The 9,784-nt window shown below is 43.6% G+C and carries 8 protein-coding genes; 4 read left to right on the top strand and 4 right to left on the bottom strand.

Annotation, left to right across the window (positions count from 1 at the left end; translation table 11 throughout):
* Positions 1-68: 68 nt before the first annotated feature.
* The gene (locus HC733_RS04670) at positions 69-1,373 is read right to left on the bottom strand and encodes an inosine/guanosine kinase (protein WP_190363880.1); all 1,305 of its coding nucleotides are present in this window, start codon (positions 1,371-1,373) and stop codon (positions 69-71) included.
* Between the two features lie 246 nt (positions 1,374-1,619).
* Between HC733_RS04670 and tadA the strand changes: the two genes are divergently transcribed.
* Positions 1,620-2,123 carry a tRNA adenosine(34) deaminase TadA gene (gene tadA, locus HC733_RS04665; protein WP_190363879.1) on the top strand — a complete coding sequence of 168 codons (504 nt, stop codon included), beginning with the start codon at positions 1,620-1,622 and terminating at the stop codon, positions 2,121-2,123.
* Here the strand turns inward: tadA and HC733_RS04660 are convergent.
* Together HC733_RS04660 and mltF are read right to left on the bottom strand one after the other, a co-directional pair.
* Positions 2,114-2,272, bottom strand: coding sequence for a hypothetical protein (locus tag HC733_RS04660; RefSeq protein WP_190363878.1), 159 nt, complete (start codon positions 2,270-2,272; stop codon positions 2,114-2,116). The two genes, tadA and HC733_RS04660, sit on opposite strands and share 10 nt — an antisense overlap.
* Before the next feature lie 92 nt (positions 2,273-2,364).
* Entirely contained in the window at positions 2,365-3,726 is a 1,362-nt protein-coding gene (mltF, locus tag HC733_RS04655) for a membrane-bound lytic murein transglycosylase MltF (protein WP_190363877.1), read from the bottom strand.
* 233 nt (positions 3,727-3,959) lie between these two features.
* On the opposite strand from mltF, the gene purL reads away from it, so the two are divergent.
* Positions 3,960-7,844: a phosphoribosylformylglycinamidine synthase gene (gene purL / locus HC733_RS04650; RefSeq protein WP_190363876.1), complete on the top strand. Its 3,885-nt coding sequence runs from the start codon at positions 3,960-3,962 to the stop codon at positions 7,842-7,844.
* A 103-nt stretch (positions 7,845-7,947) separates the two neighbouring features.
* Complete coding sequence (locus HC733_RS04645; protein WP_190363875.1) at positions 7,948-8,259, top strand: cupin; 312 nt, start codon at positions 7,948-7,950, stop codon at positions 8,257-8,259.
* Between the two features lie 51 nt (positions 8,260-8,310).
* On the opposite strand, the gene HC733_RS04640 is transcribed toward HC733_RS04645, so the two are convergent.
* Positions 8,311-8,811, bottom strand: coding sequence for a lactoylglutathione lyase family protein (locus HC733_RS04640; RefSeq protein ID WP_190363874.1), 501 nt, complete (start codon positions 8,809-8,811; stop codon positions 8,311-8,313).
* Positions 8,812-8,905: 94 nt separating this feature from the next.
* On the opposite strand from HC733_RS04640, the gene HC733_RS04635 reads away from it, so the two are divergent.
* Entirely contained in the window at positions 8,906-9,784 is an 879-nt protein-coding gene (locus HC733_RS04635; RefSeq protein WP_190363873.1) for a LysR family transcriptional regulator, read from the top strand.

Below are 9,784 nucleotides of genomic sequence, written 5' to 3'. Positions count from 1 at the left end.
AACATAACAAAAAGCCCCATGATAGGGGCTTTTTGATGCGTTGCTTTTAGCTATACTTTATATGAGATTTATTTATCCCAATAAGATTGCTCTAGTGAGTCTTCTCGCTCAGGTAAACCACGAGATAGGCGCGGAGAGTGTTGTACGAGCACTTCATAACTTGCACGGTTCGCATATTTACTAATTTGTGCCAATGACGAGTATGTAATAGCTTGTTGTTCATGCTTAGCTGAATTTGGCACATTTAATTTGTGATATTCGTTAGCGGATAAATCATGTAGCACTGCTGCGAGTGCGCAGTCTCCAGCCCCATTAGTGTTTTTGATAGTGTCAGGGCCGCCCATATAAGGCGCAGTATGACTGTATGCTCTTATTGGGTTTTTACAATCTGCTTTGCGCATACCGCGAGAGAATTCATAGCGGTTAAACTCTGCAATTGCCCCAGGCAGCAAAGGATATTCAGTCTCACGTTTAAACTGCTCGTCTACGTAGCCCGCCATAAATAGGCCTTTGGGACCTGCTGTACAAATAACTAAATCTACCCAATCTAGTGCTTTGTCAGCGGCTAGAAGAGGGTCGGAAAAACCAGTGATGGCTTCGCCTTCTTCTTCATTCATGGCGAGAATGTCAACGTGCTTCTCAACAAAATCAGCCCACCAAGTTGGGTCTTGTTCGATTAAGAACTTGGTGCCCAGCGTCAAAACTACAGGGACTCCAGCTTGGTTGGCATAATGAACAGCTTGCATGGTAGCTTGCGTCATTGTTTCATCGCCACTGGTACGCATTAGATACGCACTGATCACTAAAGCCGATGCATTTTCAATGAGCGATTGAGAAATAGACTCAGGACGAAGGTAGTTCATCAAACCTGCACTAATCGCAAAGGTACGTTCACCTGTGTCGTCTATTAATGTAAAGCATCGACCGATCGGGCCATCAACTGGTTGTAAATGGTTTAAGTCGACGCGACTTGAAGTGTTACACAAAAATTTATATGCATAACTACCAACGGTAATATTTTCGCTCATTACACCTAGCAAAACCGAACGATCATCGGCAAGTACTGAGTAGTTGTGCATGGTGTTACCAATAGTGCCACCAGCGAACTCATATTCGATCATATTGTCGCGTTTTAGGCGCTCATATAATGCATTGGTAACGTCGCTTGCAATCACTTGTGACATGCCGCGTTGCAAACCAAACTCATCCAAAAATGCCTGATCAACTTTTGCTTCTATATCTACAACGATTTGATCGATACCACAAATATAACTGTGCTTCAAACCATTATCATTGCCTAACTGGTTGATAAGTGGGTCTTTATCTTCCACTGGAAAATAATGTTTATGCCTGCGGCGTCCCGGAAATTTCATGTTTTACCCGTGTGTGTTGAGCTCAAGAAATAAAAAAAGCGGCGAATTATAGCTTAAGTGTAGCCTTGAGAGCCACGTGATTTTGTTATTTTCTAGGACGATTGCACTAAATTGGCGAAAAACCATCAATTTTTTATGGTTTCTATCGATTTCAGGTTCTTCTGGCTTTGCCAAAACGTGTTGGTTTCTCACTTGCTCTGTTCAAGATATAATAAATAGTGATTTTTAAAAGTGATTTAGATAGACATGAGTGAGCTAGAGCAAGACCAGTATTGGATGTCCCAAGCGTTGATTTATGCTGATAAAGCTGAACAGCAAAATGAAATCCCGGTAGGTGCGGTAATTGTCAAAGATAACAAACTCATTGCAGCAGGGTGGAACCAGTCTATTTGTAATCATGACCCATCGGCACATGCTGAAATGCAAGCAATAAGACAAGCTGGGCAAGTGCTCGAAAATTATCGCTTAGTGGATTGTACGTTATATGTGACGTTAGAGCCTTGTCCAATGTGTGCTGGCTTACTGGTTCATAGCCGTCTGAGTCGTGTGGTATTTGGCGCAAGAGACGCGAAAACGGGCGCTGCTGGGTCAGTCATGAATATAGTGAGAGAGCCCAAGCTAAATCACCAATTAGAAGTAACTGAGGGTATATTAGCCGATGAGTGCGGACAAAAACTCTCTGCTTTTTTTAAACGCCGCCGCAAAGAAATAAAAGAAGCTAAAAAGAAACAAAAAGCGGCTCAAGGTTGAGCCGCCATTTCTTCCATTTGTAGTAGTGCAAATAACTTTCTTCGTAATAGCACTTTTTTGTGTATGTTTTTCAGCATAATACGACGTCTATTAGGTGATGTATGTCGCGTATTACGTTTAAATTGATGAGTTCGACGTCTTTTAAGCATCAGAACCTCCTTATATGTGTGAGAGAAAAGCACGCGTGGAGCTTTACAGGTCTATATTGCAAGTTAATGACACTACATATTTAACAAGCAATCTATTTGCCAGAGTTTACACTCAGTGCATTATTTTCATCTAACCAGACCAGTGCATCATAGTAGCGGCGTATGTTATCTACATACTGAACAGCAACATCTCCGCGTGCGTATCCATATTTGGTTTTTCGATAGTAGCGTTTTTTTATAAGCAGCGGTAGTCGTTTTTTAACATCTGCCCAACTGTCTGGATCGGCCCCTTGTTGTTGCGTAATTATTCGTGCGTCGTTTACATGACCCCAACCTACATTGTAGGATGCCAGCGCAAACCAGGTTCTGTCTGGCTGAGGTATACGAGCAGGAATACGTTTGAGTAATTTAGCAAGATATTCCGCGCCTCCTCTAATGTTTTGCTCTGGTTTTAATCTATTTGTTACACCTACCTGCTTGGCCGTAGGTAGCGTTAACATCATTATGCCACGTACACCTGTTGGCGATTTTGCTCTAGGATCCCACATGGATTCTTGGTAGCTGAGCGCAGCCAAAAGACGCCAGTCGATGTTCTTCGCATATTGTTTAAACCATGCTAAATAAGTTGGCAATACTTCATGAGCCGCTTCCACAAATGCCAGTGCATTAACATAGTTAAAAGAAGATACATGTCCGTAATACTTCTCTTCTAACGTATAGAGCACGTCCGTTTGTTTTAGTTCAGCAAAAAAGGGTAACAGTAACGCAAATAACGAATCATCGACATCATTACGCAATACCCAAGAAATTGGATCGTCTCTGGTGATAGAAAAGCCAATGCTGACGGTTGGATGGTAGCGGCGAAACAGTGCCAAGGTGTGTGAATCGGCAACAGTGTATTCTATTTGCTCGTCGATAATACCCAGTAGTAATTCTTCTTCATCTTTATCGGTCACCGCCTGCCAAGTGAGCGCGGGGTATTGCTGTTTGAGCGCTTGCAATGTGAGTACGTGGCTAGAGTTGGCTAGTACAGTGATAGGTTTATCGATATCTTCGATGCTTCTGGGTCTTGTTTTACCTTGTTTAAAAACCAGTTTTTGACTGATTGAACGGTAACTTGGGCCAAATTTATATTTTTGTGTTCTTTTTGGGTGATAACTTATCCCCGAGGCAATCATGTCTAAATCACCATTGTCTAGCCTTTCAAACAATTCTGATAAGCTAAAAAAAGGCACCATTTGTAATCTTACACCAAGAAAGTCCGCAAACTCAGCGCTTAGCTCGTATTCATAACCCTGTTCGCCATGTCGAGCTTGAAAATAATTGCCGGGGCCAGCCAGCGTTCCTACCCTGATTATTTGCTTGTGTTTTATTCGTTGAAGTTGGTTGTCAGAGGCTTGCTCACAGCCAAGCAACAGGCAAAACAAGGCAGCAATAAAAACAAATTTAGTCATTAGATGTTACCCCCCTGTTTTGCTATAAGCTTGTTTTCACGGTAGCTAACTTTACGTATGAACGCAAAATAAAAACAATTGTTGTACTTTTAGTACGCGTAATCCTCTGGTTTTAAATTAAAAAGTGGGATTTTTGCGAGTTTTGGCATTATTAGTGTTAAACCCAAGCAACATTTCTACTATAATAGCGGCCCTAAATATCGTTCAATCCCTAACCCCGGATGAAAATACCTATGTTGATCTTACGTGGTGCGCCAGCACTTTCTGATTTCAAAGTTCAAAAAATCCTTAAAACCTGCGCAGATGCAAATTTACCTGTAACTGGTATTTATGCAGAATTTATGCACTTTGCAGACTTAACTGCACAGCTAAGCGATTCGGAACTAGACAAACTAAACAAACTTCTCAAGTACGGCCCAACTATTGCCGAACATGAGCCGCAAGGTGCACTTATTTTAGTTACACCACGTATCGGTACCATTTCTGGGTGGGCGTCAAAAGCAACTGATATTGCAAAAAACTGTGGTCTAGATAAGGTTCATCGCGTTGAGCGCGGTATCGCTTACTATGTTGAAGGGCAGTTGAGTGCAGAGCAACTGAATGACGTTGCAAAGCTTGTGCACGATCGTATGACTGAATCGGTACATAACACGCTTGAAGGCGCAGGACAGCTATTTAGAGTGGAAGAGCCGCGTCCAATGTCCTCAGTTGATATTTTAGGTGGTGGTCGTGAAGCGCTAGCAAAGGCAAACGTTGAGCAGGGTTTTGCACTTGCAGATGATGAAATTGATTATCTAGTTGAAAACTTCCAAAAACTCGGTCGTAACCCGAACGACATCGAATTGTTCATGTTTGCACAGGCAAACTCTGAGCACTGTCGTCACAAAATTTTTAACGCTGATTGGACAATCGACGGCGTAGAGCAGTCAAAATCGCTGTTCAAAATGATCAAAAACACCTACGAGATGCACCCAGAAAACGTATTGTCTGCTTATAAAGATAACGCAGCAGTAATGAAGGGTTCTAAAGCGGGTCGTTTCTTCCCGAATAAAGACGGTGAGTACAGCTACAATCAAGAGAACATTGAAATCTTGATGAAAGTTGAAACTCACAACCACCCAACAGCCATTGCGCCATTCTCAGGCGCATCAACGGGCTCAGGTGGTGAAATTCGTGACGAAGGTGCAACGGGTCGAGGCTCAAAACCAAAAGCGGGCCTAGTTGGCTTTACTGTATCTAACCTTCGTATCCCTGGGTTCGAGCAGCCTTGGGAAACCAACTATGGTAAACCTGGTCGTATCGTCGACGCACTAGATATCATGATTGATGGTCCTTTAGGTGGCGCCGCGTTTAACAACGAATTTGGTCGTCCAAACCTACTTGGTTACTTCCGTACTTACGAAGAAAAAGTAAATAGCCACAATGGTGAAGAAGTACGTGGTTACCACAAGCCAATTATGATTGCAGGTGGTCTTGGTAACATTCGTACCGAGCATGTGCAAAAAGGTGAAATTCCAGTAGGTGCTAAACTTATCGCACTTGGTGGCCCTGCGATGAACATCGGTCTTGGTGGTGGTGCGGCATCTTCAATGGCATCAGGTCAGTCGAATGAAGATTTGGACTTTGCATCTGTACAGCGTGAAAACCCAGAAATGGAGCGTCGCTGTCAGGAAGTGATCGACAAATGTTGGCAGTTAGGTGATGAGAACCCAATCGCGTTTATCCATGATGTGGGCGCGGGTGGTCTTTCAAACGCATTCCCTGAGCTTGTTGATGACGGCGGTCGAGGTGGTAAATTCCAACTGCGTAACATCCCTAATGATGAACCAGGCATGGCGCCGCACGAGATCTGGTGTAACGAATCTCAAGAGCGTTATGTGCTTGCAGTAGCCGCTGAAGACTTCCCTCGTTTTGAAGAAATTTGTAAGCGTGAACGCGCACAATATGCAGTTATTGGTGAAGCAACTGAAGAGCGCCACTTAACTGTTGCCGACAGTCACTTTGATAATAACCCAGTTGACTTGCCACTTGACGTATTACTTGGCAAAGCACCTAAGATGCACCGTGACGTTGAGTCTAAAAAGGCGCAAGGCACTGCATTAAACACAGACGGTATCGATTTAGAAGAAGCGGCAAAGCGTTTGCTTCGCTTACCAACCATCGCTGAAAAAACATTCCTTATCACGATTGGGGATCGTACCGTAACGGGCCTAGTTGCTCGTGACCAAATGGTTGGTCCTTGGCAGGTACCAGTGGCAAACTGTGCGGTAACGGCCGCTGCATTTGACACTTACCACGGCGAAGCAATGTCAATGGGTGAGCGCACGCCTGCAGCACTGCTAAACTATGGCGCATCTGCACGTTTAGCAGTTGGTGAGGCACTAACTAACATTGCGTGTGCGAACATTGGTGGTCTTGAGAACATCAAGCTTTCTGCAAACTGGATGGCAGCAGCAGGTCACCCAGGTGAGGATGCAGGTCTTTACGAAGCGGTTAAAGCTGTGGGTGAAGAGCTATGTCCAGCACTAGGCTTAACTATCCCAGTAGGTAAAGACTCAATGTCTATGAAGACCAAATGGGAAGAAAATGGTCAGAGCAAAGAAGTGACTGCGCCATTATCACTTATCATCTCTGCATTCGGTCGTGTAGAAGATATTCGAAAAACGGTAACGCCTCAGCTTCGTACTGACAAAGGTGACTCAAGCCTTATCCTAGTTGATTTAGGGGCAGGCCAAAACCGCATGGGCGCATCAAGTTTAGCGCAGGTTTACAAGCAACTTGGTGATAAGACGCCAGACGTTGATAACCCTGAGTTACTAAAAGGCTTCTACAACGCAATGCAAGCGCTTGTAGCAGACGAAAAACTACTTGCTTACCACGACCGCTCAGATGGTGGTTTATTTACAACCGTAGCTGAAATGGCATTTGCGGGTCGTACTGGTGTATCTGTAAACCTTGATAGCCTGACAGGTTCTGACATCGAAGCACTTTATAACGAAGAGCTAGGCGCGGTTATTCAGGTTCGCAATGAAGATTTAAATGTAGTTGAAGCAGTTCTTGCTGACAACGGTCTTGCGGCAATTAGTCATACAATAGGTACACTAAACACTGAAGATAAAGTGATCTTCAACCGTGCGGGTAAGGCAGTTCTTGCTAACACTCGTGTTGAGCTACGTACTATCTGGGCAGAAACCACGTATAAGATGCAATCTTTACGCGATAACCCACTGTGTGCTCAGCAAGAGTTTGACGCTAAGTTTGACGAAAAAGACCCAGGTCTTAACGTTAAACTAAGCTTCGATATCAATGAAGATATCGCAGCGCCTTACATCGCAACTGGTGCTAAGCCGAAGATGGCAATCCTGCGTGAGCAAGGTGTTAACTCGCATGTTGAAATGGCTGCGGCATTCAACCGTGCCGGTTTTGCTGCTGTTGACGTACACATGAGTGACATCTTAGAAGGTCGCTTAACACTAGAGCAGTTTAAAGGGTTAGTTGCATGTGGTGGTTTCTCGTACGGTGACGTATTAGGTGCAGGTGAAGGTTGGGCGAAGTCAATCTTGTTCAATGATATGGCACGTGAGCAGTTTAAAAACTTCTTTGAGCGCCAAGACACGTTCAGTTTAGGGGTATGTAACGGCTGTCAAATGATGTCGACACTCAAAGAGCTTATTCCTGGTACTGAGCACTGGCCGCGTTTTGTAACCAATAAATCAGAGCGTTTTGAAGCACGCTTTAGCTTAGTTGAAGTGCAAGAAAGTCCGTCGGTATTCTTCCAAGGTATGGCTGGCTCTCGTATGCCAATTGCGGTATCTCACGGTGAAGGTCACGCTGAGTTTGCAAATGATGCAGCAATCAAAGCAGCGCTTGATTCTGGTACTGTTGCGATTCAATACGTTGATAACTTCGGTAAAACAACTACGCAATATCCAAATAACCCGAATGGTTCGCCAGAAGGGATTACAGGTATTACATCGCTTGATGGTCGTGCAACAGTAATGATGCCACACCCTGAGCGTGTATTCCGTGCAGTGGCTAACTCTTGGCACCCAGATGAGTGGAAAGAAGATAGCCCATGGATGCGCATGTTCCGTAACGCACGTAAAAACGTGGGTTAATAGCATCGCGAGTTTGGTTTGATAAAAAGGTCACATTGGTGGCCTTTTTTGTCTTTGCATAAATAGTTTGTATTAAAGGTTAGCGACTTAAGGAAGCCCGCAGATGAAAATCATCAAAGCGAAAGATTTCACCGCACAACGCGCTTGGGGCGCATTAGACATCGCCAATATGAATGGTATTACCACGCGTTTACATTGGACCGATCAGCCGTATAAATGGCATATCAACGACGGTGAAGAAGTATTTGTGGTCTTAGATGGCATTGTTGATATGCACTATAAAGAAGCTGGAGTAGAGAAGTTAGCAACGCTGCATGTTGGTGATATTTTTTACGCTTCAGTGGGTACTGAGCATGTTGCGCATCCGAAGGGGGAAGCGCGTATTTTAGTGATTGAAACACAAGGCAGTGTTTGATGTTCTTCATTACAAAAGGTGAGTGCTGAGACACCCACCTGATCTGTCTTTTTAATACGCCCCTTCACTATAAATCAATTCATAGCTGTGGCTATAGATTTCCAAGATGTTACCAAAAGGGTCTTCCATATAAATCATGCGATAGGGCTTTTTACCCGGGTAGTAGTAACGCGGCTCGGCCATACGTTTCTTACCCCCTGCTGCAACGATATGCTCTGCAAGTTCCTCAACATTTGGATCTTGCACGCAAAAGTGAAAGATACCCGTTTTCCAGTATTCAAAATTATCATCTGGGTTACGTTGGTTTTTGAATTGAAATAACTCAACACCTATTCTGTCACCCGTTGATAAGTGCGCGATGCGAAAGTTATCCCAACCTACACCAAAAACGTCGGTACACATTTGACCTATTGCACTGTCATCTTCAGTTATGTCAGTAGGGGCCATAATTAAATACCAACCTAATACTTGGGTATAAAATTGAACGGCTTTTTCTAAGTCTGGCACTGAAATACCAATATGCGAAAAACTGCGTGGATAGGTGTTATTCATACTCTGCACTCCTAATTAGTGTATGAATGCAGATTACAAACCTTAAACTATTAAGTAAAATTATTATAATTGATGGAATTGAGTATTTTTTGTAATGATTAATGCAGTGTGGTTGAAAACGTTTTGTACTTTGGTGGAGGTTGGGCATTTTACTCAAACTGCACAAAAGCTTTTGATGACGCAATCGGGTGTTAGTCAGCATGTTCGCAAACTTGAGGAGCAAATTGGGGCTCGGTTATTAATACGTCAAGGCAAACAGTTTTCTTTGTCAGATGCAGGGCTGCGCTTGTATGAAAAAGGTAAGCCACTGTTAAGGTCTTTGTCTTCGATGGCTAACGAAATAGCGTCAGACCCGCCCTATGAGGGCAGCGTTAGAGTGATGTCACCGGGGAGTGTTGGGCTTAAGTTATACCCCAAGTTGTTAGCGTTACAAACGAGGCATCCTGATTTACTTATTGATTATCGTTTTGCGCCAAATGAGGATATTCAGCAAGCTTTGTGTGACTCAAAAATTCATTTAGGTTTTATGAGTATTAGACCCACTGAAGCGGATATTCATTATGAGTTAGTGGCATATGAACCTTTATTATTGGTTACACCAAAAGATGTGCCATCTATCTCATGGCAAATATTAGTGGAGCTTGGTTTTATTGATCACCCAGATGCAGCTCATCACAGCGGGCTTTTATTAAGTGCCAATTTTGCGCAATTTCAGCATAGCGACTTACTCGCAAAAAAAGGATTTTCAAATCAGATAGGGCTAATATTGGAGCCTGTTAGTAAGGGACTTGGGTTTACGGTGTTACCAGCGTTTGCAGTCGCAGCTTTTCATAATCCTGACGCAATTAAAGTGCACCACCTAAATGTGCCCGTTAGCGAGCCTATTTACCTTTGTACACATCGACAAACGGGCAAGCCTAATCGTGTTGAAACGGTAACAAATGAAGCGCTTAGATGGCTAAGCACTTCATAA

The organism is Pseudoalteromonas sp. S16_S37 (assembly GCF_014694405.1).
Classification (GTDB): Bacteria; Pseudomonadota; Gammaproteobacteria; order Enterobacterales; family Alteromonadaceae; genus Pseudoalteromonas.
The sequence above is the reverse complement of the archived record's forward strand: the minus strand, read 5'-3'. Positions and strand labels throughout refer to the sequence as shown.

Coding starts and splice junctions, on each gene's coding strand:
- HC733_RS04660 (WP_190363878.1), bottom strand. CDS start 2,272: ATGCTTAAAAGACGTCGAACTCATCAATTTAAACGTAATACGCGACAT.
- tadA (WP_190363879.1), top strand. CDS start 1,620: ATGAGTGAGCTAGAGCAAGACCAGTATTGGATGTCCCAAGCGTTGATT.
- HC733_RS04670 (WP_190363880.1), bottom strand. CDS start 1,373: ATGAAATTTCCGGGACGCCGCAGGCATAAACATTATTTTCCAGTGGAA.
- purL (WP_190363876.1), top strand. CDS start 3,960: ATGTTGATCTTACGTGGTGCGCCAGCACTTTCTGATTTCAAAGTTCAA.
- HC733_RS04640 (WP_190363874.1), bottom strand. CDS start 8,811: ATGAATAACACCTATCCACGCAGTTTTTCGCATATTGGTATTTCAGTG.
- HC733_RS04645 (WP_190363875.1), top strand. CDS start 7,948: ATGAAAATCATCAAAGCGAAAGATTTCACCGCACAACGCGCTTGGGGC.
- HC733_RS04635 (WP_190363873.1), top strand. CDS start 8,906: ATGATTAATGCAGTGTGGTTGAAAACGTTTTGTACTTTGGTGGAGGTT.
- mltF (WP_190363877.1), bottom strand. CDS start 3,726: ATGACTAAATTTGTTTTTATTGCTGCCTTGTTTTGCCTGTTGCTTGGC.